This is a genomic window from Arthrobacter sp. 01N442, from assembly GCF_056399345.1.
In genome coordinates this window covers 65,772-91,461 of sequence record NZ_JBFTRD010000005.1, presented here as the reverse complement: position 1 = coordinate 91,461, position 25,690 = coordinate 65,772, and the positions used below count along the sequence as shown (strand labels likewise).

Sequence of the window (25,690 nt, the reverse complement as noted above, 5' to 3'; positions counted from 1 at the left end):
ACCAAAGAGTATAACGATTGTCCGATTCGTCGACTGCGCCCGCGCTCACTAGGCTGGAATTCCCCCTATTTTTATCAGGAGAGATACATGACCGAACGACTCGTTCCCGGCACTGTGGCACCGGACTTTCAGCTGTTGGACTCGGCGGGACGCACGGTCGGCCTGCAGGACTTCCGCGGCCGGAACACGGTGGTCTATTTCTACCCTGCGGCCGCCACGCCCGGGTGCACTAAGCAGGCCTGCGACTTCCGGGACTCCCTCGCCGCCCTGCAGCGGGCCGGCTACGAAGTCGTAGGCATCTCCCCCGATCCGGTTCAGAAGCTCGCCGCCTTTGCGGCCGCCGAACGGCTCAGCTTCCCGCTGCTCTCCGATCCGGACCACGCTGTGGCGGAGGCCTACGCCGCATGGGGCGAGAAGAAGAACTACGGCCGCACCTATGACGGGCTCATCCGGTCCACCGTGGTGGTCGACCCGGAGGGCAAGGTCGCCCTGGCCCAGTACAACGTGCGTGCCACCGGCCATGTCGCCAAACTGCTCCGCGACTTGAAGCTGGACGCCTAAGATTCGAGTCCAGGCGCCGGACTGCGGGCAGAACTGTAGACTGGTGGCTGGCATCCGCCGTCGAGGTCCTATTGGTTCCGCGAACGACGGCGCCGCGCGCGAGTGGTGAAATTGGCAGACACGCAGGATTTAGGTTCCTGTGCCTTCGGGCGTGGGGGTTCAAGTCCCCCCTTGCGCACAATACGAAACCCCGGACCGATGACCGGGGTTTCGCGTCTTAACCATGGCCCGTGACTGCCAGAAACCCCGGAATCACGCGGGAACCGCGGGCTGGAGCGGCCGCCGCGGGCCGGGCCAAAAAAAGAATTTCGATTCCCACCCATCCCTTTCAGCCGAGCTCCCGAATACCCATTGAGACACCAACCAAGGGTCGGTGCCCACCAGTCGGAGAAAGGCCACAGCGGCAAAGAGGTCCGCTGCAGGCAATGAAATCGGCACAACAAAGGAGAATCGAAATGCAGACCATCAAGCGCACGACTTTCGCCGTTGCAGGTATCGCTGCTGCAGCCATGCTCAGCCTCACTGCCTGTGGCGGTTCCAGCACCGGCTCCAGCTCCTCCTCGGCTCCGGCATCCACGCCGATGGAATCGAGCATGGCACCGTCGCCGTCCATGAGCTCCTCCGCTGCAGCCATGGACCCGGCAGCTGACCTGGTCGGCTCCGGCTGCGCCGGCTACGCCGCCAAGGTTCCCGATGGCAAGGGTTCTGTTGCCGGCATGGCCCTGGATCCGGTGGCCGTTGCCGCCTCCAACAACCCGATCCTGACCACCCTGACCGCAGCCGTTTCCGGCAAGCTCAACCCCAAGGTCAACCTGGTGGACACCCTGAATGGCAGCGAATTCACTGTCTTCGCTCCGACGGATGACGCGTTCAAGAAGATCGACGCCGCCACCATCAACAAGCTCAAGACGGACGACGCCCTGCTGAGCAAAATCCTGACCTACCACGTAGTCCCGGGCAAGATCAGCCCGTCCGAGATCGTGGGCACGCACAAGACCGTTGAGGGCGGTTCCGTTACCGTCACCGGCAGCAAGGACGCGCTCAAGGTCGATGGCGCCAACGTTGTCTGCGGTGGCGTCAAGACCGCCAACGCCACGGTCTACATGGTCGACTCGGTCCTGATGCCCAAGTAAGCATCACCAAGCCCTCCTGACCCGGATCCAGCCTGACTCCCTGGATCCACCTGGAGAAACGAAGGCCCGCACCCGGTGGTGCGGGCCTTCGCCTGTTCCCGGGATCCGCGGAGCGGTCAACTAGACTGGGGCTGTTCCGCAGTCGGCGGCCGACAAGTTCCCAGAGGTGATTCCCGAGTGCCCAGCAGTACCGCGCCCGTCAGTACCGGCCCCCGAAAGGCGTTGCGCCGCATCGCAGCCGGTTTCGGCGCAGTCCTGCTCCTGCTGCCGCTGGCTGCGTGCACCGGAACACCCGGCCCTGCACCCTCGCCCACCTCCGCCAGCGCTTCCGACGCCGAGCCCACCGCCACCTTCACCTTCGGCACCGGCTCGCGTCCGCTCGGCCTGGATCCGGCCCTCGTGTCCGACGTCGACTCCTACCGCATCACCCGCCAGATCCTTGAAGGACTGATCGGTGTCGACCAGACCAGCGGCAAGCCCACGCCCCTCCTTGCAACAGAATGGACGAACAGCGACGACGGCCGCTCCTACACTTTCAAGCTCCGCGAGAACGTGAAGTTCCAGGACGGTACTGCCTTCAACGCGGCGGCAGTGTGCACCAACTTCAAGCGCTGGTTCAACTTCTCCCCCGCCCTCCGCAAACAGGCGCCCGGCAGCACCTTCAAGGGCGTCTTCATGGCCCATTCCGACCAGGCGTCGCTGTCCATCTACAAGGGGTGCACCGCACTGGCGGCGGACAGCGTCCGGATCGACCTGACCCAGCCCTTTACCGGGTTCCTGCAGGCCCTCACCCTGCCGGCCTTCGCAATCTCCTCGCCGCGCGCCCTGGCCGCGGGCTCGGCCGATGTGTTGAACCGGAACCGCGAGGGCCAGCCCCTGTCCGCCTACGCCCTGCACCCTGTGGGCACCGGACCCTATGTCTTCGGCTCCTGGGAGGACAACACCGTCACCCTGGCCAGCAACAAGCACTATTGGGGGGACAGAGGCCAGATCGGAGCGATCAACTTCGTCACCTACGACCACCCCCAGGCCCGGCTCCAGGCACTGCTTGACGGCAAGATCGATGCCTACGACTCCGTGACCGTGGGAAACTTCGACCAACTGGTCAAGCGCGGCAAGCAGATCATCCAGCGCGACCCGTTCTCCGTCATGTACCTGGGCATGAACCAGCAAGTTCCGGTGCTGCGGAAGCTCAAGGTCCGACAGGCGATCGAGATGGCCCTGGACAAGGACACCCTGATCCGAAAGTTCTTCATCGACAACACCGCCGCCGCCTCGCAGTTCGTGCCGCCGAAGCTGAGCGGCTTCAACAACAACGCCCCCTCGCTGGGCTACGACCAGAACAAGGCCAAGGAACTCCTCGCCGAGGCCGGCTACAAGGGCGAGGTGCTGAAGTTCTACTACCCGCTCAACGTCACCCGCCCGTACCTTCCGACGCCCGAAAAGGTCTACGCCGAGATCAGCCGCCAGCTGACCGCCGTCGGACTCAATATCAAACCGGTTCCGGTCGACTGGTCCGACGGGTACCTCCAGAAGGTCACCTCCCCCGGCGACCATGCCCTGCACCTGCTCGGCTGGAACGGCTCCTACGCGGATCCGGACAACTTCGTCGGCCCGCTCTTCGGGGAGAACACCGGCGAGTTCGATTACCAGGACCCGCAGGTGTTCTCCAAGATCTCCCGTGCCCGCGGGCTGCCGGACGGCAAGGACCGGACGGAGCAGTACCAGACCATCAATGCACAGATCGCGGCGACGGTGCCCGCTGTCCCGATCGCGTTCCCGATCTCGGCCCTGGCTCTCTCCGACCGGGTGCTGAAGTACCCGGCGTCGCCGGTGCTGAACGAAGTTTTCACAAACGTCCAACTAAAGCCTTGACGGGACGGCCCAATTTCAGTTAGTGGGCCGTGCGGGGATATTCTGTGACAGCCAGAGCCGCTGCTATCGGAGACTGATTGTGACTTTCATTTCCAAGACCCAACACGCCGACGTTGTCCTGATAGGCGGCGGCATCATGAGCGCCACGCTGGGCGCCTTCCTCAAGCAGCTCGAACCGAACTGGACCATTTCGCTCTTCGAGCGCCTGGACCAGCCGGGCCTGGAAAGCTCCGGACCGTGGAACAACGCCGGTACCGGCCACGCCGCGCTGTGTGAGCTCAACTACTCCCCCGCAGCCAAAGACGGCTCGGTGGATCCGGCGAAGGCGCTGCACATCAACGAGCAGTTCCAGCTGTCCCGCCAGTTCTGGTCCCACCTCGTGACCAACTCGCTGATCGGCTCCCCCAAGGGCTTCATCAACACCGTGCCGCACATGAGCTTCGTTGTCGGCGATGCCAACGCCAAGTTCCTGCGCACCCGCTACGAGGCGCTCAAGCCGAACCCCCTGTTCCGCTCGATGGAATACTCCGAGGACCACGCGCAGATCGCCAAGTGGGCACCGCTGATCGTCAAGGGCCGCGACCCGAAGCAGCACATCGCCGCCACCCGCGCCGCGGAGGGCACCGACGTCGACTTCGGCGCCCTGACCCGTGAGCTGACCGGCTACCTCGGCAACAACGGCGTGGAAATCAACTACGGCCACGACGTCACCGGCATCAGCCGGGCATCCGACGGCGGCTGGGACCTGGCACTGAAGCACCCGCGCTCCGGCGAGCACGGCTCCATCCACGCGAAGTTCGTCTTTGTCGGCGCCGGCGGCGGGGCGCTGCACCTGCTGCAGGCCTCGGGCATTCCGGAAAGCAAGGGCTTTGGCGGCTTCCCGGTATCGGGCCAGTTCTTCCGCTGCACCGATGAGACCCTCGCCGCCCAGCACAGCGCCAAGGTCTACGGGCAGGCATCCGTGGGCGCCCCGCCCATGTCCGTCCCGCACCTGGACACGCGCTTCGTCAACGGCAAGCGCTCACTGCTCTTCGGCCCGTACGCCGGCTTCTCCACGAACTTCCTCAAGAACGGCTCCTACCTGGACCTGCCGCTGTCCATCCGTCCCTCCAACATCATCCCGATGCTGGCCGTGGCGAAGGACAACATGGACCTCACCGCGTACCTGGTCAAGGAAGTCGCCAAGCGGCACGGCGCCAAGGTCGAGGCCCTGCGGGAGTACTACCCGGAGGCCAAGGACGGCGACTGGGAACTGATCACCGCCGGCCAGCGGGTCCAGATCATCAAGAAGGACCCGAAGAAGGGCGGCGTGCTGCAGTTCGGCACCGAGGTCATCGCCGGACGCGACGGCACCATCGGCGCCCTGCTCGGCGCTTCCCCGGGGGCCTCCACCGCGGTGCCGATCATGATCGAGCTGCTGCAGAAGTCCTTCCCGAAGAGCTTCAAGGGCTGGCAGTCCAAGCTCAAGGAGATGATGCCGGGCTACGGCGTCAAGCTCAACGAGAACCCGGAACTGGCGGCAAAGCTCGAGGCCGAGACCGCCGCCGCCCTCCAGCTGGAGCCGGTCAGCGCCAACCGCTGAAACTCTGCCGGGTTGCGGCACGTTTAGTCCCATTGAGGCGTTCCGTCGTGGCGAGCGTCCGCTAACCCCCAGGAGACCATGAGATGTTCCGGCTGGCCCAGCTCTCGCTAGCAAACCGGGCGCTGATTGCGCTGATCACCGTCTTCGCGTCGGTGTTCGGCGTGATCACGATGACCTCGCTCAAGCAGGAGCTCATCCCGTCCATCGAATTCCCGCAGATCACGGTCATCACTTCGATGCCCGGCGCATCGCCGGAAGTGGTGGACAAGCAGATCAGTGGTCCGCTGGAGACGGCGCTCAACGGCGTCGAAGGTCTGGAATCGACGTCGTCGACGTCACGGAACGGCGTTTCGCAGATCACCCTGGCATTCACGTACGGATCCAATCTGGACCGCGCCCGGAACCAGATTGACCGTGCCATCTCCAACGCCAAGCAGGCGCTGCCGAAGGACGTCCAGCCGCAGGCGATCGCCGGCAGCATAAGTGACTTCCCGATCGTCTACCTCGCCGTCTCCTCGGACAAGCCGCTGAGCGAGCTCAACGCGGACCTAACCCGCCTCAGCGTGCCGCGGCTGCAGAAGCTCGACGGCGTGCGCGGCGCCGAAGTGACGGGCGGGGCCACCCAGCACATCCAGATCCTGCCGCGGCCGAAGGAGATGGCGGCCGCCGGGGTGACCATCGGAACCATTTCCGACGCGCTGAAGAACAACGGCACGCTCGTCCCGGCGGGAAGCATCGAAGAGAAGGGCAAGACCCTTTCGTTGCAGATCGGCAGCCCGGTGGATTCCATCGACGCCATCAAGGCCCTGCCGCTGGGCGGCGCCCGGGACGCCGCGACCATCGGCAGCGTGGCGGACGTCAGCATCGCCGAGGACGCCCGCACCTCGATCACCCGCACCAACGGCAAGGAAACCCTGGCCGTCTCGGTCACCAAGAAGCCCGAGGGCGACACGGTGGGCATCTCCCATGCGGTCAAGGACTCCATCCCGCAGCTTGAAGCGGAACTGGGCTCCAACGCCAAGTTCACCCCGGTGTTCGACCAGGCGCCGTTTATCGAGAAGTCCATCAAGGACCTCACGACGGAGGGCCTGCTGGGCCTGGGCTTCGCCGTCGCCGTCATCCTGCTGTTCCTGCTCTCGGTGCGCTCGACGCTGGTCACAGCCGTGTCTATCCCGTTGTCGCTGCTGATCACCTTCATCGGTCTCTCGGCCACCGGGTACTCGCTCAATATCCTGACCCTCGGCGCGCTGACCATCGCGATCGGCCGCGTGGTGGACGACTCGATCGTGGTGATCGAGAACATCAAGCGGCACCTGAGCTACGGCGAGCAGAAAATCACCGCGATCCTGACGTCCATCCGCGAGGTAGCCGGCGCCATCACCGCGTCCACCCTCACCACCGTGGCGGTCTTCCTGCCGATCGCGTTCGTGGCGGGACTCGCTGGAGAGCTGTTCCGGCCCTTCGCTTTGACGGTCACGATCGCGCTGGTCTCCTCGCTCCTGGTCTCGCTGACCATCGTTCCGGTGCTGGCCTACTGGTTCCTCCGGACGCCCGCGGACAAGGCCGGCGCCGAGGTTTCCGAGGCTTCCGCCCGCGAAACAGCTGCGAAAGCCCACGAGGCGGAGCAGCGCGGCTTCCTGCAGCGCGGCTACCTTCCCATCCTGACCAAGACCCAGCGGCACCCCGTGATCACCCTGGTGGCGGCCGTTCTGGTACTCGGTGGCACCGCCGCGATGTCCCCGCTGCTCGCCACCGACCTGCTGGGCCGTTCGGGCGAAAACAGCATGACCGTGAAGCAGGCCCTTCCGGCCGGCACCAGCCTCTCCGAGGGCAGCGCCGCCGCCGTCAAGGTCGAAAAGGCACTGCGCGGCATCGACGGGATCAAGGACGTCCAGGTCACCACCGGTAACGCCCAGTCCGGCTTCTCGGCGCTGCAGTCCACCGGGGCTGCGAACTCCAGCTTCACGGTCGTGACCGAGGAGAAAGCCAACCAGGGCAAGCTGCAGGACACCGTCCGCAACGAGCTCGCCAAGATCTCCGGCGCCGGCAAGATCACGGTCGGATCGCAGCAGGGCGGCTTCGGCACGACGTCGACTGTCGACATCACACTCAAGGCCGCCAGCTCCGCCGACCTCAAGACGGCGAGCGACGCCCTGGTCAAGGCCATGGACGGCGTACCCGGCTCGTCCGAGGTCAGCACCAACCTGGCCGCGAGCCAGCCCGTGGTCCAGGTCAAGGTGGACCGCGCCAAGGCCGTCGCGGCCGGCCTCAACGAACAGCAGGTCGCCGGCGTGCTGGCCTCCACCATCAGCCCGATCCCTGCAGGGACCGTCCGCATCGGCACGAACGATTTCCCGGTCCGGATCGGCGAGGGTACCCGCTTCACCAGCATCGGCGCCGTGCGCGACCTCCCGCTGCCGACGGCGCGGGGACCGGTTCCGCTGTCTTCGATCGCCTCGGTGGAACAGGTGGACGTCCCGGTCTCCATTACGGCCAGCAACGGCCAGCGGACCGCACGCGTCTCCGTCACGCCGTCCGGCGGCAACCTGGGCGCGGTCAGCACCGAGGTGCAGGCCCGGCTCAAGAACGTCCAGCTCCCGCCGGGCGTCACGGCAGAGATCGGCGGAGCCACCACCCAGCAGGCAGAGTCCTTCGGTCAGCTGGGGCTGGCGCTGCTGGCCGCCATCGCGATTGTCTATGTGATCATGGTCGCCGCGTTCAAGTCGCTCGTGCAGCCGCTGATCCTGCTGGTCTCCATCCCGTTCGCGGCCACCGGCGCGATCGCACTGCTGCTGGTGACGGGCGTTCCGCTGGGGCTGCCGTCACTGATCGGCATGCTAATGCTCGTGGGCATCGTGGTGACCAACGCAATCGTGTTGATCGACCTGATCAACCAGTACCGCCAGCCCCGCAACGGCGAGCCAGGGATGAGCGTGGCGGAAGCGATCACGCACGGCGCACGGCAGCGCCTCCGCCCGATCCTGATGACCGCGCTGGCCACGGTGTTCGCGCTGACCCCGATGGCGCTGGGCCTGACCGGCGGCGGCGGTTTCATCTCGCAGCCGCTGGCCGTTGTGGTGATCGGCGGCCTCATCTCCTCCACCGCCCTGACGCTGATCCTGGTGCCTGTGCTCTACCGGCTGGTCGAAGGCCGGCGCGAACGGAAGGCACTGCAGAAGGCCGAGGGCGGCAGGCCCGTCCATGGCCGCCGGGCCCAGCCCGCGCCGGCGGACACCGTCGATGCCCGGCAGGACGGGCAGTTCGAGGCCGACGAACCGGACGAAGCCCCCGCGCTCCGCAACTAGGTCCCTCCTCTCCCTTCCCAACTAGCTCGCAGTAGTTGTCGTTTTGACCGCCCAAAACGACAACTACTGCGAGCTAGTTGGGTTTGCGCGGGCCGGGCCTGTGGATAACCTCCTAGGCGCCATCGGAATTTGCCAGCATGGGGCTATGAAGACCCCGCAGCCCCTGCCGGACGCGGTTGCCCGTGCGCCCTTCACCTTTCAGGAGGCGCTCGAGGCCGGGGCCAGCTACCGCCGGCTCCGGCACCACGGCCTCGTATCGCCGAGTCGAGGCATCCGCATCCCGTGCGGCGCGGAACCGACTCCCGGCTTGGCCCCGCTGGTGCGGCCCTTCACCCTGATTACGGAATTCACGGCCGCCTCGCACGCCACGGCATTCCGGCTCTGGGAGATGCCCGGTTTCTTGCCCGGTTCGGACGGACCACGCATCCACCTATCGCGGCCCGATTCCATGGCCATCCCCCGGCGGACTGGCGTGATCGGCCACGTCGGCCAATTCTTTCCCGATGAGATCACGAGCATCGGCGGCCTCCTATTGACGACGCGGGCCCGGACCTGGCTCGACGTGTCCCGGCTGATGACGGTGGACGAGCTCACCGTGGTGGCCGACCATCTGATCCGTGTTCCGCGGCCTGGCCTGGAGGGTCGCGGTGATCCCCACGCCAGCATCGCCGACCTGGCCGAGATGCTGGACCGGCACAAGGGAACCCCGGGAATCCGCAAGGCCCGGCTGGCCTTGGAGCTGGCCCGGGTCGGCTCTGACTCCGCACCCGAGACCCGGCTGCGACTCGCATTGGCGCGGGCGGGTTTGCCGGAACCCGAGGTGAACCCGCGCACGGTGCTGCTCAACGGCGTCGTGCGTCATCCCGATCTGGCGTATCCGGAATTTCTGGTGGCGGTGGAATACGAAGGCGAGGGGCACTCCGCGGCCGGGCAGGTGATCCGGGACATCACCCGGGAGGAAGATTTCAGCCGGGCCGGCTGGACGCTGGTCCGGGTGTCCAAACGTCACATGGCCAACGACGCCCGTTCTGCGGTGTCGAAGGTCCGCGTCGCGCTGCTGGTCGGAGGCTGGAGCCCGCGCTGATTTTCCCAACTGACTGGCAGTTGTTGTCGTTATGAGGGCCCAAAACGACAACAAATGCGAGCTAGTTGGGGGCGGAAGCCGGCTTGGTGGTTTCGAGGGTTCGTGCAAGCGCGGGATCCGGGTCGGAGAAGGCCATCCGTGGCACCAGCACCAGCGCGGCGGCCGCGGCCAGTCCGGTAACCCCGCAGATGGTCCACACCGTGAGGTAGCCGGCCAGCGGCGCCGCTGTCTGGCCGGCGCCGGCGGCAGCACCGGCGTCGGCCAGGACATGGCTGATCAGGGCTATGCCGAAGACCGCCGAGGCGAAAGCCCCGCCGATGGTCTTGGTGGTGTTGGTCAGGCCGGTGGCCATCGCCGTGCGGTTCAGGGGCGCCGCCGCAGCCGCAGCCGAGGGTAGCGCCGCCACGAGTGCCCCGGAGCCGACGCCGGCCACCGCCATGTTGACCAGCGCCTCGGCCAGGCTGCCGTGGAGGGGCAGGAACAGCAAGTAGCCCAGCCCCACGAGCGCTGCCGCGCCCACCAGGGTCCAGCGCGGAGTCAGCCGCCGTGTCACCACCGGGTACAGCAGCGCCCCTACCAGCAGCGCGAGCACGTACACCCCGATGATGATCGAGACCTGGCCAGCGCGCAGCCCCAGTCCGTAGCCGTGTAGGGCGGGGTCGGTCCGGGCGAAGGTGGAGAGCGGGGCCTGGGCGCCGAGTACGGACACCCCGAACAGCCCTGCGGTCAGCTGCACCGGCCACATTGACTTGGACCGCAGCATCCGAATGTCCACGAGCGGATCTTCGCGGCCCAGCTCCACGCGGGTGAACGGGACAAAGACCAGCAGGCCGGCCGCGACCAGCGCCCACGCCCACCAGGCTCCGGGGCCGTTGAGGCGCATGAACGTCAGCCCGGAGGTGATCAGCAGGAGCCCGACGGCGAGCAGCGCGAAGCCGCGGGTGTCTACTGTGCCGCCGCCGCGTTGGGTGGATTCCGGCACCCCGAAGCGGATGGCGAACCAGCACGCCGTGACTGCCATCGCGGGAAGCATCAGCACCAGCTGCAGTTGGCCTGCGAAGACTTCCACGAGGGCACCGGCGGCGAGGGCGCCGGCGATGACGCCGAATTCCAGTGCGCCCACCAGGGCTCCGGCGGCGCGGCGGGTGCGGGCGGCGCCGTCGGGCAGCGCGTGCACCCGGCTGAAGACGAGGGCGATTTCCAGCGGAAGCCAGACCACGTAAAAGCCCTGCAGCGACCATGCCGCGAGGAACGTCCAGAAATCCGGCGCCAGCGCCACGCCCCAGGACGCGGCGGCGGTGAGCACGGTGGAGACGAGCAGGATCCTGCGGTGTCCGTAGAGGTCCCCCAGCTTCGCCAGCACCGGCACGGCCAGGGCGCTGACCGTCAGCTGGGCGGCCTCGAACCAGTTCACGTCGGCGTCGTGGATCCCCAGGTGCCGGGCGATGTCGGTAAGGATGGGCGTGTAGTAGCCCTGCAGTATCCCGCTGGTAAGTTCCACCAGACACAGAAAAGCGACAACGCGGCGCATGGCGACCTTCCGGGCGGGCTGGGCATCGGGCGGCCAGCCGACTGATTGCATCCTAGGTCCGGGCCCCGCGGCCACCCCGCAGGCGAGGGAATATCGCGGCGTGGCGGACGTTATAGTCGGTGATAGATGCAAATGCATGTAAATAAGCTATAGTAGAAGCAGTTACCGGAAGTCTCCGGCCCCGGAAAGGAACACCATGCAGATCGGCGTATTCAGCGTCAGCGACATCACTACCGACCCCACCACGGGCCGCACTCCCACGGAACACGAGCGCATCAAGGCCTCGGTTGCCATCGCCAAGAAGGTCGAAGAAATCGGCATGGACGTCTACGCCATCGGCGAGCACCACAACCGGCCGTTCTTCTCCTCCTCCCCCACCACAACGCTCGCCTACATCGCGGCGCAGACGGAGCGGATCATCCTCTCCACCGCCACCACGCTGATCACCACCAACGACCCGGTGAAGATCGCCGAGGACTTCGCGATGCTCCAGCACCTTGCCGGCGGCCGGGTGGACCTGGTTCTGGGCCGCGGCAACACGGCCCCCGTCTACCCCTGGTTCGGCAAGAACATCCAGGACGGGATCGAGCTCGCCATCGAGAACTACTCCCTGCTCCGCCGGCTTTGGGACGAGGACACCGTCAACTGGTCCGGCAAGCACCGCACCCCGCTGCAGAACTTCACGTCCACGCCGCGCCCGCTCGACGGCGTCGCACCCTTTGTCTGGCACGGCTCGATCCGCACCCCGCAGATCGCCGAAGTAGCGGCGTACTACGGCGACGGCTTCTTCGCCAACAACATCTTCTGGCCCAAGGAGCACTACCAGCAGCTGATTGGCCTCTACCGCGAACGCTACGAGCACTACGGCCACGGCAAGGCGGACCAGGCGATTGTGGGCCTCGGCGGCCAGTTCTTCATGCGGAAGAATTCGCAGGACGCCGTGAAGGAGTTCCGCCCGTACTTCGACAACGCCCCCGTCTACGGCCACGGTCCCTCGCTCGAGGACTTCACCTCGCAGACCCCGCTCACGGTGGGCAGCCCGCAGGAAGTCATCGAGAAGACCCTGACCTTCCGTGAGTACTTCGGGGACTACCAGCGCCAGCTGTTCCTGATCGACCACGCCGGCCTGCCGCTGAAGACGGTGCTGGAACAGTTGGACCTGTTCGGCGAGGAAGTCCTGCCGGTGCTCCGCAAGGAATACGCGGAGAAGACCCCGGCCCATGTTCCCGAACCGCCGACGCACGCCGGACGCGTGGCCGCCTCGCTGGCTGCCCGTGAAGCGGCCCCGCAGGACGCCTGATGTCCGCGAAAGCAGGCACTGCTGCCGTCGATGCCGCCGACCAAGCACCGGGGCCGGCCTCCCCGGTGCGGCTGGCGGCGCAGACCTGGGAATCCCTGTTCCGTGCCCAGGTCGCCGTGATGCGGCGGCTGCAGGCCGGCCCGGCCTTCAAGTCCCTGGCCCTGAACGAGTACGACGTGCTCTTCACCCTCTCCCGCTGCCCGTCCGGCTGGCTGCGCCAGAATGAGCTCAACGACCATGTGCTGCTCAGCCAGTCGAGCCTGAGCCGGCTGGTGGAGCGGCTCGAGAAGCGCGGCCTCGTCGAGCGCAGGCCAGCCCCCGACGACGGCCGTGGCGTCCTGATCCGGCTCACCGACGCCGGGCGGGAGCTGCAGAAGGCGATCGGGCGCGAGCATGTCCGCGATATTGCCGCCCTGGTGGGTCCGGCGCTCACCCCGGCCGAGCAGGAGGAGTTGCTCCGGCTGACGGACAAGCTGAGGGCTTCGGTCTCGGGCCGCTAGCGGATGGCGACCAGCGCCGCTAGCGGATGGCGACCAGGGCTGCCGGGTCCTCGGCCGGAAGCTCTCCGGTGACGGTGGCGGTGACCTTCAGTTCCTTCAGCAAGAGGCTGCCGCCCACGGTGGACAGGAACGCGGTGTCCGAGGAATCCCGGCCTGCGGTAATCCGGAGCATGCTCTCCCGGGGCGCCAGGCCGGTGGGGTCTATGACGTGCCAGGCACCGTTGATATGGGCTTCGGCCACGGCATGGAAGTCCATCGGGCTCAGTCCCGGCGCGTAGACGGCGGCCAGCCGCGCCGGGACGTTCTTGGACCGCAACAAAGAAATGGCCAGGTGCGCGAAATCCCGGCAGACGCCGCGCCGGTGCAGCAGCGTCTCGACGGCGCCGTCGGTCCCGCGCGACGATCCGCTGACGTAGCGCAATTCACTGAAGACCCAGTTCCGCACGGCGTGCAGGAGCTCCGCTCCGTCCAGGCCGCCGAACTCGGCGTACGCGGTAGGGAGCAGCCGGTCGGATTCGGCGTAGCGGCTGGGCCTGACGTAGCGGATGAGTTCCATCAGCCCGGGTTCCTCCGGGACGGCGAACCCGTTGACGGTGGCCCCGTACTCCACCAGCACCTCTGTTGGTTCGGCGAATTCCATGTAGTGGAAGCGGCCGCCGTGGTTGTCCGAGAGCTCGGTCAGGGCCACGTCCTCGCCGCCGGCCGTCACGGACAACGACTCCTCGAAGCAGCTGTAGCCGGGGTTGCGGGCAACGGCCACCGCCATCGCGACCTTGGTATCGGCCACGGTCTTGAAGGCCAGGCGTGCGGACACGATGCGTTCCATGAATCTCCGGGGGGTGCGAGCGAGGCCGCTGGATTCTCAGCGGAAGGGCAGTGTCCCGGGCAGCCGCAGTACCGGCCCGGCGGGACTAGTTTTTGATCTTCAGCGACATTAGCATCCGCTGGACGTTGGCGAATTCCGAGCCTTCGTTGACGTATTTGTCCGCTTGTCCCAGTGTGTCAAAGGACTTGGCCGGGGCCACTTTCTGGTCCGGAGCGAACGCCTTCAGCTCCACGAGGTCGCCGAAAGAGTAATCGCCCTTGCCTTCGGGGCCGCGGACGACGTTCCGCAGGGCGCAGGATTTCCCGCCCGCCCCGCCGACCACGTTGGTGATGCCGTAGGAGCCGAAGTACTTGTAGCCCTGGATCACCCGGAACACCACGTGCGGGTCGATGGTTCCTTCCCCGCCCAGGTGCGGCAGTTCCACCGGAACGCTGCTGACCACGACGTACTGTTTGGCCGCTTTTGCCTTGCACGCGTCCGCCGGCTGCGGCCTGAGTCCGGTCTGCAGAGTGGCCAGGTACCGGCCGTCCGGGTCCTTGACCTCGATCTTCAGCGCCCCCGGCAGTGTGCCCTGCGCCGGGGTGACCGACTGGGCAATCCATTCCTGCGGCAGTTCGAAACTGACGTTCTTGCCGGGATCGGAGTACGTCTTCCAGGCCGCGGCCGTCGCACCGGCCGTCGCACCCGCCGTGGCGGAGGCGCCGGCGGAGGCCGTGCCCGTGACAGTCCCGCCCGGGCTGGCCGCCGTCGACCCGCCGGCGGAGGGAGCCGCCGTCGAGCTTCCGTCCGGGCCGCCCGCCGTCCAGGCCGGGGCGCCCTTGCCTTCGCTGCTGCAGCCTGCGAGCGCACCGGCGGTGAGCGCCAGCGCAGCGGTAATCCGGAGTCCGCGGGAGAGAACCGTGCCAGTCATGGTGCCAGCGTAGCCGGGGCCTGGTCCGGTTTAGAGCCTCCGGATCAGCGTTTCGTAGAAGCGGACGCCGCGGCCCAGGGTCTCAAGCGAGATCTTCTCGTCGACGGCGTGGATGGTGCCACGGTCCGCTGCGTCCATAGCGAAGGGCGCAAACCGGTACACCGAGTCGGAGATCCGGGTGAAGCGGCGCGAATCCGTCCCGCCCATCATGATGTACGGCGTGATGATCGCCTCCGGGAAGATCTCGGAGATGCAGTCCTCCAGCAGCTGCCACTGCGGACCAACTGAGGCGGACACCGGCGTGGGCTCATTGCCCTCCACCACCCGCAGTTCCACCTTCGGATCCCGGATGACCTTCCGCAGCCGCTCCACGGTCCCGGCCACGGTGTCGCCGACGGCCACCCGGATGTTGGCGTTCGCCCTGGCCGTAGCGGCGAGCACGTTGGCGCCGGCACTGCCTTCCAGGGTGGTGATGGCTACGGTGGTGCGGGTCATCGCGTTGGTTTCGTTCCCCAGCCGGCCGAAGAGCCACGTCATCGGAACCTTGAGCAGCGACAGATTCGCGAACGCCACCCGCAGCGGGCCCGGTGCGTGCGGCCCGAAGCGCCGGAGCATCTCCGCGGTCACCTCCGGGAGGCGCTGCGGGAAGGGGTTCTGCTCGATCCTGGTGATCGCGCGCGCCAGCCGCGCCGTCGCTCCCATCCGGGGCGGCGTCGAGGCGTGTCCCCCGGGGTCCCGGGTCAGCAGCTCGACATCCAGGATCCCCTTTTCGGCCACGCCGACGACGGCGGCCGGCCGGCTCACGCCGGGAAACGCGCCGCCCGCCACGGCACCGCCCTCGTCCAGCACCAGCCAGGGCCGCACCCCGCGGCCAGCCAGGAGGTCCACCGCAACTGCGGCACTGTCGCCCGCGGTCTCTTCGTTGTTTCCGAAGGAGAAATAAATGTCGTGCTCCGGAGCGAAACCGTCACCGAGCAGGGCTTCCGCGGCCTCCAGGATGGCGACGAGCTGGCCCTTGTCGTCCAGGGTGCCGCGGCCCCAGAGGTGGGTTCCATCGCTGTGACCGGAGAACGGCGGGTGGGTCCACGCCTGCTCGTCCCCCGCCGGAACCACGTCGTAGTGGGCCATCAACACCGTGGCGCCGCTGCCGGGCTCCGCCGCCGTGCCGGGCCAGCGGAACAGCAGGGCCGCGCCGTTAACACGCTCCACCTCCAGGGCCGCGTGCACCGCAGGATAGAGCAGGGGCAGCGCCGCGAGGAAGGCCTCGAACTCGTCGGCGTCCACCTCGGCCGGGACCCGGGAGGAAACGGTGCGGAAGCGGACGAGTTCGGCGAGCGAGGCTGCGGCGCGGCGGGCTGATTCGTCGGGGGCGGTGTTGTGCATGCGGGCAGTCTACGACCCGCCGCCGGCGCTCCGGGGGCACGGCCCGCCGCAAACCGGGCAGCTAAACAGGGCTAGGCTGGTGGGATGGCTGAACAGCATTTTGACGGAGAAGACATTGGCGCGACCGACGGCGTCGCGGGGATGTCCGCCGTCGACATCGCGGATTGGCGGCTCCGGACCTTCGCGCTCTACGCCGCCGTGCGTAAGATCGCTGCGGACAGCCCGGCCGAAGCCCACTCCTACTGGCGGCAGGAGAGGGACCGGATGTTCGGCACCCACCCCGCCTCGCCGCTGACCGCAGAGGCCAAGGCGAACTTCGGCGGCCTCCGGACCGCGGACTACGACCCGATCTACCGCTTCCACGTCCCCATCACGAAAGAGGGCGCCGGACGGGAGATGAACGTCGAAACCGGAACCGACGGCGTCGTCCGCTTTGTCAGGCTGGGCACCTTCGACCTGCCCGAGATGGGCCAGCTGGCGGTCTGGAAGCTCAACGGCTACGGCGGCGGCATCTTCGTGCCGTTCCGCGACGCCACTGCCGGCCAGCCCGGCGGCAGCTACGGCGCGGGCCGCTACCTGCTGGACACGATCAAGGGCGCCTTCCACGGCGTCAACGGTTCCGGGCCCGACGCCGAATTTGTGTTGGACTTCAACTTCGCCTACAACCCGTCCTGCGCCTACAACGAGGCCTGGGCCTGCCCGCTGGCAGGACCCGCCAACCGCCTCGCCGTGGACATCCCGGTCGGCGAGCTGTACTAGCGGATGGAGTCGCAGCTACAACAGGAGCAGCCCGCCCCGTCCGTTCCGCCGGACACCGCCCCACTCCTCCCGGCCTCTCCCCCGCAGGCGTCGCCGCGGCGCCGCCACCGGGGCGTGCTCCGCTATCCCGTGGTCCGTCAGCTGCTGCGCTTCACCGGCGTCGGCGTCGTGTGCACGGTGTCCTCGCTGGCGCTGTACGCCTTCCTGCGGCCGTGGATCGGGCCGCAGCCTGCCAACGCGGCGGCGCTGATCATCACTTCGCTGATGAATACCGCGCTGAACCGGCGGCTGACGTTCAAAATTACCGAGCGCCACCGGATGAAGCGCGACCACCTCAACGGGCTGATCGTGATCGCCGTCGCCCTGCTGATTACCGGCGGCAGCCTCGGCATCCTGCACTGGCTCAACCCGGACGCCACCGTGGCCGACGAGCTCTGGACCACCACCCTGTCCGGATTCCTGGCCACGGCGGCGCGGTTCACCATGCTGCGGCACTGGATCTTCCGCCGCGCCCGGCACCGCTAGCCGGTTGCTCTCTCACTTATGGGTGTTCCGGCGCCTCCGGAGCAGCCATAAGTGAGAGAGGAACGCGGGCTCAGGCGCCCAGGGACCGGACGCTGCCGACGGCGCTGTGCACTGCTGCCGCCGCTTCGCGCAGCTCGGGTGCGGTAATGGACGATTCGAAGCTGAAGCGCACGGCGGTCTGCGCCACCTCCGCGCTGATTCCCATCGCCAGCAGCACGGGCGAGGGCTCATCGGAACCCGCGGCGCAGGCCGAACCGCTGGAGCAGATAACGCCCTGCCGCTCGAGCTCCAGCAGCACCGACTCGCCGCTGGTTCCCGGGAAGCAGAAGGACGCCACCGACGGCAGCCGCTCGTCCGGATGGCCCGTCAGTACGGCCCCGGGCACTCCGGCCAGGACGGCGGAAATGAAGTCATCACGCAGTGCGGCCACCCTGGCTGAAGCCGCCTGCTGCGAGGTCCCGGCGAGGGTCAACGCCGTCGCCAGGGCCACGGCACCCGCGACGTTCTCGGTGCCCGAGCGGCGGCCGCGTTCCTGGCCGCCGCCGTGGATCAGCGGCTCCATTCGGGTCCGGCTGCGCACGAACAGCGCCCCGCAGCCTTTCGGGGCGCCCAGCTTGTGGCCGGAAAGGCTCAGGGCGTCGACTCCCAGCTCGCGCGTGTCGAGGGAGAGCCAGCCGGCGGCCTGCACGGCGTCGCTGTGCAGCGGGACACCCTGGCTGCGGGCCAGGGCCGCGAGCCGGGCCACGGGCTGCACCGTGCCGACCTCATTGTTGGCGTACATGATGCTCACCAGCGCGGTCTCCGGCCGGAGCACGGCGGCGAGCGCCTGCTCGGTGACCTGCCCGTAGCGGCCCACCGGGATCACGTCGACGGCAAAGCCGTGGACCCGTTCGAGGTACCTGGCGGATTCTTCCACCGCAGGATGTTCGACGGCGCTGATCGCCACCCGGTCCAGGCGCGGGTCCGAGGCGCGCCTGGCCAGAGCGATGCCTTTCACGGCGAGGTTGTCCGCTTCCGTGCCGCCGGAGGTGAAGACGACTTCGCCCGGCCGGCAACCCAGGGCCCTCGCGGTCGCCTCCCGCGCTCCGGCGAGCGCCACGGCGGCGGCCTCCCCGAGCGAGTGGTGGCTGGAGGGGTTGCCAAAGTCGCCGCTGAGGTACGGCCACATGGCTTCGAGCACCTCCCGGCGAACCGGGGTGGTGGCGGCGGCGTCAAGGAAGATCACGGAATTCCTCAGCCGGCCGCCGGGCCGGCTCCCCGGTCAGCCTCGGTAGCCACGGCGGCTTCCAGTTCGACATCGAGGCCCAGGTCCAGGGCGGTGACGCTGTGGGTGAGCGCGCCGATCGAGATGACGTCCACCCCGGTCGCGGCGATCCCTGCCACCGTGGCGAGGCTGACGTTGCCGCTGGCCTCCACCCGGGCCCGCCCTGCGACCAGCTCCACGCCGTCGGCGAGCTCGATCAGCGAGAAGTTGTCCAGCATGATGGTGTCCACGCCGGCGGCCAGCACGGGCTCGATCTGCTCCATGCTGTCCACCTCCACCTCGAAATGCGTGGTGTGCCCCAGCCGTGCCTTGGCGTCCCGCAGCACCGTGGTCAGCTTCGCTGGGTCTCCCCCGGTGAGCACGGCCAGGTGGTTGTCCTTGGCCAGGACCGCGTCCGAGAGGCTGAAGCGGTGGTTGGCCCCGCCGCCGCAGCGGACCGCGTAGCGCTCCAGCACCCTCAGCCCGGGCGTGGTCTTCCGGGTGTCGGTGATCCGGGCGCGGGTGCCTGCAACCAGCGCGACGAATTCCGCGGTCCGCGTGGCGATGGCGCTCATCCGCTGCACGAGGTTCAGGGCCACCCGCTCTGCCAGCAGCACACCCCGGGCGTCGCCGGTCACCCGGGCCAGCGCCGTGCCGGCTTCAAAGGAGTCACCGTCGGCCACGAGCAGTTCGACGACGGCGGACGGGTCCGCCAGCTTCATCGCTGCGGCGAACACCTCGCCGCCGCTGAGCACGCCTGGCACCCGCGCGGCCAGCACCGCCGTGGCGCGGGCCCCGGCGGGGATGAGGGTCTGCGAGGTGATGTCGCCGTACGGGGAGTCCTCCTGCAGTGCGGTCCGCAATACGGCATCGACGGCGGCCGCCGGGAGGGTTCCCGCGAGGGCGGTGGGGGCCTGCGTTTCCTGGGTGGTGGCAGTCATGAGGAAATCCTTTGCTTTTGACGGGATACGGCGGCGTGCCGGTACCCGTGTGTTGCGGCGGGAGGGGTGGATCGGGCCGGCGCTGCGAGCATCGCCGGGAGGCTGACATCGGCCTGCCGGGAGGCTGCGTCTGCGTCCGCGCGGAAGTGGGCGCCGAGTGAGCCGCTTCTGGCCCGGGCGGCCTGCACCAGCAACCCGGCGGCCAGGAGCAGGTTCCGGTCCTCGTGCTCCCGCGGATCCAGCATGTCCGGCACTTCTTCAGGACGGACGACGGCGGCCCACTCGGCCAGCTGCACGGCGGCACCATCGAGGTCAACCCCCGAACGCAGGACCCCGGCATGCGAGGTCATCAACCGCCCAAGAGCATCCCTCGAAAACGACTCCGGAACCGGCCCCGTCTTCCCACGCCCCTCGGGCAAACCGGCCCGGTGATATTCCGGGGCGGCACGCAAGGCCGGCTGCCCACCGTCGGCCGATGGCGTTCCGGAAGCGGGCGTCAAGGGGAGGCCGCCCGCGGCCGAGACAGCCCGCGGAGGAACGGCGTCGGACGACGCCCCAACTGACGCCCCGTGCGGCGCACCTTCCAGGAAGTCCTCCACGGCCCGGCGCCCGAACACCAGGCCCTCCAGCAGTGAATTGCTGGCCAGCCGGTTGGCGCCCTGGACGCCCGTGCAGGCGACCTCTCCCGCGGCGTAGAGCCCCGGTACCGAGGTGCGTCCCCGATGGTCGGTGGCGACCCCGCCCATCCAGTAGTGCGCGGCAGGGGATACGGGCAGCGGTTCGGTGGTCCAGTCGTAGCCGGCGGCGCGGGTGGCCGCGTTGATGGTGGGGAACCGCCCGGCCAGGAAACCCGTTCCGCGCCGGGCCTCGATCCCCCGGGCGTCCAGGTAGACCGGGCTGTCTGCCGGCAGGCCGGCGGCTGCAAGGTGCAGGGCAATGCTGCGGGAGACGACGTCGCGCGGAGCCAGCTCCGCATCCGGGTGGTAGTCGGGCATAAAGCGGTAGCCCGCCGCGTCCAGCAGCACCGCACCCTCGCCGCGCACCGCTTCGGAGATCAGCAGCGCCGGCGGTCCGCCCGGCAGTTCGGCGGCAGCGAGCGTGGTCGGGTGGAACTGGAAGAACTCGAGGTCGCGGACGTCGGCGCCGGCGCGCCAGGCCAGCGCGAGGCCATCGGCGGTGGCGACCGAGGGGTTGCTGGTGCGGGCGAAGAGCCGCCCGGCGCCGCCCGTGGCGATCACTACGGCGTCGGCGTCGAGATGCTTCAGCTCCCCGCCGGCGAGGTAGGCGACGCCGGTGACGGCGCCCGAAGCGGCGCCTTTCGCCTGGCTGCCGCCTCCGGTGAGCAGCTCGGTGACGAAGGCGCCGGTCTCCACCCGCAGCCTGCCCTGCTCGGCGCGCTGCAGCACGGCCGCCACCAGCGCGCGGGCAATGCGGGCGCCGGTAGCGTCGCCGCCGGCGTGCAGGATGCGGGCCGCGGAATGCGCAGCTTCCAGCCCCAGCGCCGGTCCGCTGTCGGGAAGCGCGTCGAATTCCACGCCGAAGCGGCGCAGCCCGGCGATATCCCGGACGGCCTCGGTGCAAAGGATCCGCACCGCGTCCGGGTCATTGTGCCCGGCACCGGCGGCGAGGGTGTCGGCGATGTGCGCCGCCACGGAATCGCCCGGCGCGGCCTCCCCCGGCGCCAGTACGGCGGAGACGCCGCCCTGGGCGTAGAAGGTGTTGCTCTGCTCCAGCGCCCCCTTTGTCAGGAGCACCACCTCGGCCCCGGGTGCCGCGCCGGCGCTGCCCGGATGGGAACCTTGCTCGGAGGCGAGCAGAGCCGCGTACAGTCCGGCGATCCCGCTGCCGACGACGACGAGCCGCCTGGTCACGGCCGCGCCGCCAGCATGCGCTCCAACGCGACGCGGGCGGGGGCCGCGACGTCGTCCGCCACCGTGATGCGGTTGACCACCTCGCCGCGGACCAAGGACTCCAGCACCCACGCTAGGTAGCCCGGGTGGATGCGGTACATGGTGGAGCAGGGGCAGATCACCGGGTCCAGGCAGAAGATGGTGTGCTGCGGGTATTCGGCGGCGAGCCGGTTCACCAGGTTGATCTCGGTGCCGACGGCGAAGACGGTGGGCTCCGTGGCGGCGGCGATGGCCTTGCGGATGAAGTCGGTGGAGCCGGCGGAGTCCGCGGCGTCGACCACCTCCATCGGGCACTCCGGGTGCACGATGACCTGCACGCCCGGGAAATCGGCCCGTGCCTTCTCAATCTGGGCGACGTTGAAACGCTTGTGCACGGAGCAAAAGCCGTGCCAGAGGATTACCCGGGAGTCCTGCAGCGCCTGCTCGTCGTTGCCGCCAAGCTCCCTGCGCGGATTCCACATCGGCATCTGCTCCAGCGGCACGCCCATGGCTTTGGCGGTGTTCCGTCCCAGGTGCTGGTCCGGGAAGAACAGCACACGCTGGCCCCGCTCGAACGCCCACTCCAGCACCGTGGCGGCGTTCGAGGAGGTGCAGACGATGCCGCCGTGCTCGCCGCAGAAGCCCTTGAGCGCGGCCGAGGAGTTCATGTAGGTGACCGGGATGACGGGCACCCGGCCGTCGGCGTCGGGCTCCGTGCCGAAAAGCTCTTCCAGCTGTTCCCAGCATTCGGTGACCGAATCGATGTCCGCCATGTCCGCCATCGAGCAGCCCGCGGCGAGGTTGGGCAGGATTACGGCCTGCTCCGGCCGGGACAGGATGTCCGCGGTTTCGGCCATGAAGTGCACGCCGCAGAAAATGATCGCCTCGGCGTCGGGCCTGGTCAGCGCCGCGTTGGCGAGTTGGAAGGAGTCGCCCACGAAGTCGGCGTATTCCACCACCTCGTCGCGCTGGTAGAAGTGGCCCAGGATGACGGCACGGTCGCCCAGGGCCGCCTTGGCGGCCCGGATCCGGGTGTCCAGTTCGGCGTCGCCGGCGATGCGGTACTCCTCCGGGAGCTGGCCCTGCCGCGGCGTGGACCGGGGGGCGACGTCGGCCGCCGAGGCGCCGGGGCCGTAGGCGGGCACACCGGCGAGGGCCTCGGCGAGGTCGTAGTCCCAGGGGCCCCGGGCGAGCGCCGGGCTGCAGGTGGACCCCGCAGCTGCGATGCCCGTGGCGCTGGCTGTTGCCTGGCTTGTGGCCGCCTCGCGCGTGATCAGCTGGATCGCCGTGTTGACGCTGCTCATGGTGTGCTCCTGTTGTCTGGATCGAGGCCGGGGCGGCCGGTGAAGCGGTAGAGGCGGGGCGGGCGGTGCTTGCCGCCTTGGAGGTACTCGTCGGTTTCTTCGATTTCCGGGGCGGCTTTGATCTGGCGGCGGAAGTTCGCCGGATCCAGCTCGCGGTCCAGGACTGCCTCATAGACTTCGCGGACCTGGGCCAGGGTGAAGTATTCGCCGAGGAGGTGGTAGGCGATTGAGCCGTAGGCCATCTTGTTCCGCAGCCGCCAAAGCGCGTACTCGATGATTGCGTTGTGGTCGAAGGCCAGTTCGCCAAGCCGGTCGGCCCGGAACCAGCGGACGTTTTCCGATTCGTCGGCGAGCGCAGCCTCGGTGGGCTGGACCAGCGCCCAGTAGACGATCGACACCACCCGCTGGGTGGGCGAACGGTGCAGGCCGCCGAAGGCGTAAAGCTGTTCGAGGTAGTTTGGCGTCAGTCCGGTGGTCTCGCGCAGGTTCCGCGAGGCGGCGTCCTGGAGCGACTCGGAGTGCGTGAGCGGGCCACCGGGCAATGCCCAGAGCCCCTTGAACGGCTCCCGGATCCGGCGCACCAGCGGAATCCACAGCGTGGGGCGCCCGGAGCGTTCACTCGGGCGCAGGGCGAAGATCACCGTGGAGATGGCCAGCGACGGCGGCGCGAGCTGGCGCTCCGAGACGTTGGCTGGAGAGGTGTAGACGGTGATCGACCCCCGCGGTCCGGGATCCGGGCCTGTGGAGACTGCCCGGACGGTTCCGGCCCTACCGCCGGAGTAGTTATAGTCAAATTGACTAGAACTAATTCTACGACGACGGCGGTCCGGCGCAAAAAGTTGCGGTCCCGGGCCGGCCGCGCGGCCTACTGACCCTCCGCGGCGGCTTCCAGCAGCGGCAGGGTCCGGCCCTCGAAATGGGTGTTGAGCACGATCACGGAGGAAGACCGCAGCACCGTCCGGGTGGCGATCATCGCATCGAGCACCCGCTGCAGGTCCGAGTTGGAGCGGGCCGCAATCCGGGCCATCAGGTCCGAACTGCCGGACACGGTGTGGATCTCAATCAGCTCGGGAATCCGGGCCAAGGCCTCCACGACGGCGTCGTGGCCAAGATCCTGGTTGATGGTCAGGGAGCAGAACGCCACCACCGGGTAACCGAAGCGGGCCGGATCCGGCTGCGGCACCCAGGAGCCGATCACACCGTTCTCCTGCATCCGGTCCAGCCGCGACTGCACGGTGGCGCGGGCGACCTTCAGCACCCGGGACGCCTCCAGCACGGAAGCCCGCGGGAAGTCCGTGAAGAATCGGACAATCTTTGCGTCGAGCGGGTCAACGTTCACGGCGGTTTCCTTGCCTGCAGGGATTCAATAGCGCAAATCGTCACGATTCGGGCCGGATATTCAACAAACTGCCACCATGCTCTCACGCCGCCCGCGCGCAGGGGCATCCACGGGACGGTAAATTCAAATGGTCCCAAAAGGACAACTCCACCACCGTAAGAAGGTTCGCCAGCATGACAACGAAGTCCACCGCGGAGCGCCCGGCCCTGAAACTCGGCCACAGCATGAAGCCCCGGCAGCTCACCATGATGGGACTCGGCAGCGCCATTGGCGCCGGCCTGTTCCTCGGATCGGGGGCCGGAATCCAGGCCGCCGGGCCGGCCGTCCTGATCTCCTACCTGGTCGCGGGCACCCTGATCATCATCGTGATGTGGGCCCTCGGCGAGATGGCCGCCGCGAATCCGAACAGCGGCGCGTTCTCCGTCTACGCCGAAAAGGCGATGGGCAAGACCGCCGGCGCCACCGTGGGCTGGCTCTGGTGGCTGCAGCTCGTCGTCGTCATCGCAGCCGAAGCGCTCGGTGCGGCCGGGTTGCTCTTCACCATCTGGCCGGTGGTCCCGGTGTGGGGCCTCGCGCTGATCTTCATGGCGGTGTTCACGGCCATCAACCTCGCCGGGGTGAGGAACTTCGGCGAGTTCGAATTCTGGTTCGCGATCCTCAAGGTCGCCGCCATCCTGCTGTTCCTGGCCATCGGCGCGGCCCTGCTCTTCGGCTGGCTACCGGAGGTTCCCAGCCCGGGGCTGTCCAACATCACCGCCAACTTCGCCCCGGCGGGCCTTGGCGGCATCGCCGCGGCCTTGTTCGTGGTGATCTTCGCGTTCGGCGGCACGGAAATCGTCAGCGTCGCCGCGGCCGAGACGGAGGATCCCGAACGCAGCGTGGGTCACGCGATCCGCACCGTCGTCTGGCGGATCCTGGTGTTCTACATCGGCTCCGTATTCGTCATCGCCGCGGTGCTGCCGTCGACGTCGGCAGCACTGAAGTCGCCGTTCGCCGGCGTCCTGGACCTGGCCCGCATCCCCGGGGCCGGCGCCGCCATCACCCTGGTCGCCGTCGTCGCACTGCTTTCCGCCCTCAACGCGAACCTGTACGGGGCATCCCGGATGGCCTACTCGCTGTCCGTCCGCGGCGAAGCTCCCCGGTTCCTGTCCCGGCTCACCAGGACCCGCGTTCCGGTCATCGCGGTCAGCATCTCGGTGGCGTTCGGCTTCCTCGCCGCCGTACTCGAACTGCTGTTCCCGGAACGGATCCTGCCGGCGCTTTTCCAGCTGGTGGGCTCAACCTGCCTCGTGGTGTGGGGCTCGGCCCTGGTGTCACAGCTGATCCTGCGGCGCCGGGCGGACCGCGCAGGCACGGTACTGCCGCTGCAGATGAAGGGGTTCCCGGGGATCACGATCTTCGGGCTGATCCTCCTGGCCCTGATCTTCGCCGTCGGCTTCAGCAGCCCGGACAGCAGCAAGCAGCTCTTCAGCACCATGGCGCTGATTGTCGGCATTGCCGCCGCCTGCTGGATCGGCGCCCGGCTGAACCGGACCCGGACGCCCGACGAATCCCGGGCAGTCGAGCCCAAGTAGCTCGCATTAGGGGCCGTTTTGGTCGCTCATAACGGCCCCTACTGCCAGTCAGTTGGGTAACGCCTATAGCTGCACAAATTGCCACGTGCGGCGGCGGCTTGGCTAGCGTTCTTGCGCAGAATGGTC

21 protein-coding genes and 1 tRNA gene are annotated in these 25,690 nt (G+C 68.2%); 12 read left to right on the top strand and 10 right to left on the bottom strand.

All coding sequences use genetic code 11. The annotated features are described in order from the left end of the window. The first annotated feature begins 87 nt into the window (after positions 1-87). From bcp to AC1DNC_RS11645, 7 genes are all read left to right on the top strand, one after another. On the top strand, positions 88-561 hold the full coding sequence (gene bcp / locus AC1DNC_RS11675; RefSeq protein ID WP_476862710.1) for a thioredoxin-dependent thiol peroxidase: 474 nt from the start codon (positions 88-90) through the stop codon (positions 559-561). 96 nt (positions 562-657) lie between these two features. Further along, positions 658-739: transfer RNA gene (locus AC1DNC_RS11670), tRNA-Leu, on the top strand. A 277-nt stretch (positions 740-1,016) separates the two neighbouring features. Next, on the top strand, positions 1,017-1,694 hold the full coding sequence (locus AC1DNC_RS11665; protein WP_476862709.1) for a fasciclin domain-containing protein: 678 nt from the start codon (positions 1,017-1,019) through the stop codon (positions 1,692-1,694). A gap of 222 nt (positions 1,695-1,916) precedes the next feature. Next, complete coding sequence (locus AC1DNC_RS11660) at positions 1,917-3,569, top strand: ABC transporter substrate-binding protein (RefSeq protein ID WP_476862935.1); 1,653 nt, start codon at positions 1,917-1,919, stop codon at positions 3,567-3,569. 79 nt (positions 3,570-3,648) lie between these two features. Beyond that, on the top strand, positions 3,649-5,151 hold the full coding sequence (locus AC1DNC_RS11655; RefSeq protein WP_476862708.1) for a malate:quinone oxidoreductase: 1,503 nt from the start codon (positions 3,649-3,651) through the stop codon (positions 5,149-5,151). An 83-nt stretch (positions 5,152-5,234) separates the two neighbouring features. Continuing rightward, positions 5,235-8,456 (top strand): efflux RND transporter permease subunit, encoded by a 3,222-nt coding sequence (locus AC1DNC_RS11650; protein ID WP_476862707.1) that lies wholly within the window; start codon positions 5,235-5,237, stop codon positions 8,454-8,456. Positions 8,457-8,601: 145 nt separating this feature from the next. Then, on the top strand, positions 8,602-9,540 hold the full coding sequence (locus AC1DNC_RS11645) for an endonuclease domain-containing protein (RefSeq protein ID WP_476862706.1): 939 nt from the start codon (positions 8,602-8,604) through the stop codon (positions 9,538-9,540). Between the two features lie 61 nt (positions 9,541-9,601). Here the strand turns inward: AC1DNC_RS11645 and AC1DNC_RS11640 are convergent, their stop codons facing one another. Next, positions 9,602-11,071 (bottom strand): MFS transporter, encoded by a 1,470-nt coding sequence (locus tag AC1DNC_RS11640; protein WP_476862934.1) that lies wholly within the window; start codon positions 11,069-11,071, stop codon positions 9,602-9,604. A gap of 196 nt (positions 11,072-11,267) precedes the next feature. On the opposite strand from AC1DNC_RS11640, the gene AC1DNC_RS11635 reads away from it, so the two are divergent. Then, positions 11,268-12,371, top strand: coding sequence for an LLM class flavin-dependent oxidoreductase (locus AC1DNC_RS11635; protein ID WP_476862705.1), 1,104 nt, complete (start codon positions 11,268-11,270; stop codon positions 12,369-12,371). Then, entirely contained in the window at positions 12,371-12,871 is a 501-nt protein-coding gene (locus tag AC1DNC_RS11630) for a MarR family winged helix-turn-helix transcriptional regulator (RefSeq protein WP_476862704.1), read from the top strand. Before AC1DNC_RS11635 ends, AC1DNC_RS11630 begins: the two co-directional genes overlap by 1 nt. A gap of 19 nt (positions 12,872-12,890) precedes the next feature. Here AC1DNC_RS11630 and AC1DNC_RS11625 read toward each other — a convergent pair whose 3' ends face one another. From AC1DNC_RS11625 to AC1DNC_RS11615, 3 genes are all read right to left on the bottom strand, one after another. Then, positions 12,891-13,697 carry a transglutaminase-like domain-containing protein gene (locus AC1DNC_RS11625; RefSeq protein WP_476862703.1) on the bottom strand — a complete coding sequence of 269 codons (807 nt, stop codon included), beginning with the start codon at positions 13,695-13,697 and terminating at the stop codon, positions 12,891-12,893. An 85-nt stretch (positions 13,698-13,782) separates the two neighbouring features. Beyond that, positions 13,783-14,607, bottom strand: coding sequence for a hypothetical protein (locus tag AC1DNC_RS11620; protein ID WP_476862702.1), 825 nt, complete (start codon positions 14,605-14,607; stop codon positions 13,783-13,785). Between the two features lie 30 nt (positions 14,608-14,637). Further along, the gene (locus AC1DNC_RS11615; protein ID WP_476862701.1) at positions 14,638-15,990 is read right to left on the bottom strand and encodes a M20/M25/M40 family metallo-hydrolase; all 1,353 of its coding nucleotides are present in this window, start codon (positions 15,988-15,990) and stop codon (positions 14,638-14,640) included. An 84-nt stretch (positions 15,991-16,074) separates the two neighbouring features. Here AC1DNC_RS11615 and AC1DNC_RS11610 point away from each other — a divergent pair, with 84 nt between their 5' ends. Then, on the top strand, positions 16,075-16,749 hold the full coding sequence (locus AC1DNC_RS11610; RefSeq protein WP_476862700.1) for a DUF1684 domain-containing protein: 675 nt from the start codon (positions 16,075-16,077) through the stop codon (positions 16,747-16,749). A gap of 3 nt (positions 16,750-16,752) precedes the next feature. Then, entirely contained in the window at positions 16,753-17,274 is a 522-nt protein-coding gene (locus AC1DNC_RS11605) for a GtrA family protein (protein WP_476862699.1), read from the top strand. Positions 17,275-17,344: 70 nt separating this feature from the next. Here AC1DNC_RS11605 and AC1DNC_RS11600 read toward each other — a convergent pair whose 3' ends face one another. From AC1DNC_RS11600 to AC1DNC_RS11575, 6 genes are all read right to left on the bottom strand, one after another. Further along, entirely contained in the window at positions 17,345-18,499 is a 1,155-nt protein-coding gene (locus AC1DNC_RS11600) for a cysteine desulfurase family protein (protein WP_476862698.1), read from the bottom strand. Positions 18,500-18,507: 8 nt separating this feature from the next. Beyond that, positions 18,508-19,458 carry a carboxylating nicotinate-nucleotide diphosphorylase gene (nadC, locus tag AC1DNC_RS11595; RefSeq protein ID WP_476862697.1) on the bottom strand — a complete coding sequence of 317 codons (951 nt, stop codon included), beginning with the start codon at positions 19,456-19,458 and terminating at the stop codon, positions 18,508-18,510. Then, the gene (locus AC1DNC_RS11590) at positions 19,455-21,329 is read right to left on the bottom strand and encodes an L-aspartate oxidase (protein ID WP_476862696.1); all 1,875 of its coding nucleotides are present in this window, start codon (positions 21,327-21,329) and stop codon (positions 19,455-19,457) included. The genes nadC and AC1DNC_RS11590 overlap by 4 nt, the downstream gene beginning before the upstream one ends. Continuing rightward, positions 21,326-22,651, bottom strand: a complete 1,326-nt coding sequence (nadA, locus tag AC1DNC_RS11585; RefSeq protein WP_476862695.1) for a quinolinate synthase NadA — start codon at positions 22,649-22,651, stop codon at positions 21,326-21,328. The genes AC1DNC_RS11590 and nadA overlap by 4 nt, the downstream gene beginning before the upstream one ends. After that, entirely contained in the window at positions 22,648-23,364 is a 717-nt protein-coding gene (locus AC1DNC_RS11580; RefSeq protein WP_476862933.1) for an NUDIX hydrolase, read from the bottom strand. The genes nadA and AC1DNC_RS11580 overlap by 4 nt, the downstream gene beginning before the upstream one ends. 152 nt (positions 23,365-23,516) lie before the next feature. Beyond that, the gene (locus tag AC1DNC_RS11575; protein WP_476862694.1) at positions 23,517-23,990 is read right to left on the bottom strand and encodes an Lrp/AsnC family transcriptional regulator; all 474 of its coding nucleotides are present in this window, start codon (positions 23,988-23,990) and stop codon (positions 23,517-23,519) included. Positions 23,991-24,163: 173 nt separating this feature from the next. On the opposite strand from AC1DNC_RS11575, the gene AC1DNC_RS11570 reads away from it, so the two are divergent. After that, positions 24,164-25,564: an amino acid permease gene (locus AC1DNC_RS11570; protein ID WP_476862693.1), complete on the top strand. Its 1,401-nt coding sequence runs from the start codon at positions 24,164-24,166 to the stop codon at positions 25,562-25,564. The last annotated feature ends 126 nt before the right edge of the window (positions 25,565-25,690 follow it).

Excerpts from the sequence above, each read along its gene's own strand:
- bcp (WP_476862710.1), top strand. The coding sequence starts at position 88 with ATGACCGAACGACTCGTTCCCGGCACTGTGGCACCGGACTTTCAGCTG.
- AC1DNC_RS11665 (WP_476862709.1), top strand. The coding sequence starts at position 1,017 with ATGCAGACCATCAAGCGCACGACTTTCGCCGTTGCAGGTATCGCTGCT.
- AC1DNC_RS11650 (WP_476862707.1), top strand. The coding sequence starts at position 5,235 with ATGTTCCGGCTGGCCCAGCTCTCGCTAGCAAACCGGGCGCTGATTGCG.
- AC1DNC_RS11645 (WP_476862706.1), top strand. The coding sequence starts at position 8,602 with ATGAAGACCCCGCAGCCCCTGCCGGACGCGGTTGCCCGTGCGCCCTTC.
- AC1DNC_RS11640 (WP_476862934.1), bottom strand. The coding sequence starts at position 11,071 with ATGCGCCGCGTTGTCGCTTTTCTGTGTCTGGTGGAACTTACCAGCGGG.
- AC1DNC_RS11635 (WP_476862705.1), top strand. The coding sequence starts at position 11,268 with ATGCAGATCGGCGTATTCAGCGTCAGCGACATCACTACCGACCCCACC.
- AC1DNC_RS11630 (WP_476862704.1), top strand. The coding sequence starts at position 12,371 with ATGTCCGCGAAAGCAGGCACTGCTGCCGTCGATGCCGCCGACCAAGCA.
- AC1DNC_RS11625 (WP_476862703.1), bottom strand. The coding sequence starts at position 13,697 with ATGGAACGCATCGTGTCCGCACGCCTGGCCTTCAAGACCGTGGCCGAT.
- AC1DNC_RS11620 (WP_476862702.1), bottom strand. The coding sequence starts at position 14,607 with ATGACTGGCACGGTTCTCTCCCGCGGACTCCGGATTACCGCTGCGCTG.
- AC1DNC_RS11615 (WP_476862701.1), bottom strand. The coding sequence starts at position 15,990 with ATGCACAACACCGCCCCCGACGAATCAGCCCGCCGCGCCGCAGCCTCG.
- AC1DNC_RS11610 (WP_476862700.1), top strand. The coding sequence starts at position 16,075 with ATGGCTGAACAGCATTTTGACGGAGAAGACATTGGCGCGACCGACGGC.
- AC1DNC_RS11605 (WP_476862699.1), top strand. The coding sequence starts at position 16,753 with ATGGAGTCGCAGCTACAACAGGAGCAGCCCGCCCCGTCCGTTCCGCCG.
- nadC (WP_476862697.1), bottom strand. The coding sequence starts at position 19,458 with ATGACTGCCACCACCCAGGAAACGCAGGCCCCCACCGCCCTCGCGGGA.
- nadA (WP_476862695.1), bottom strand. The coding sequence starts at position 22,651 with ATGAGCAGCGTCAACACGGCGATCCAGCTGATCACGCGCGAGGCGGCC.
- AC1DNC_RS11570 (WP_476862693.1), top strand. The coding sequence starts at position 24,164 with ATGACAACGAAGTCCACCGCGGAGCGCCCGGCCCTGAAACTCGGCCAC.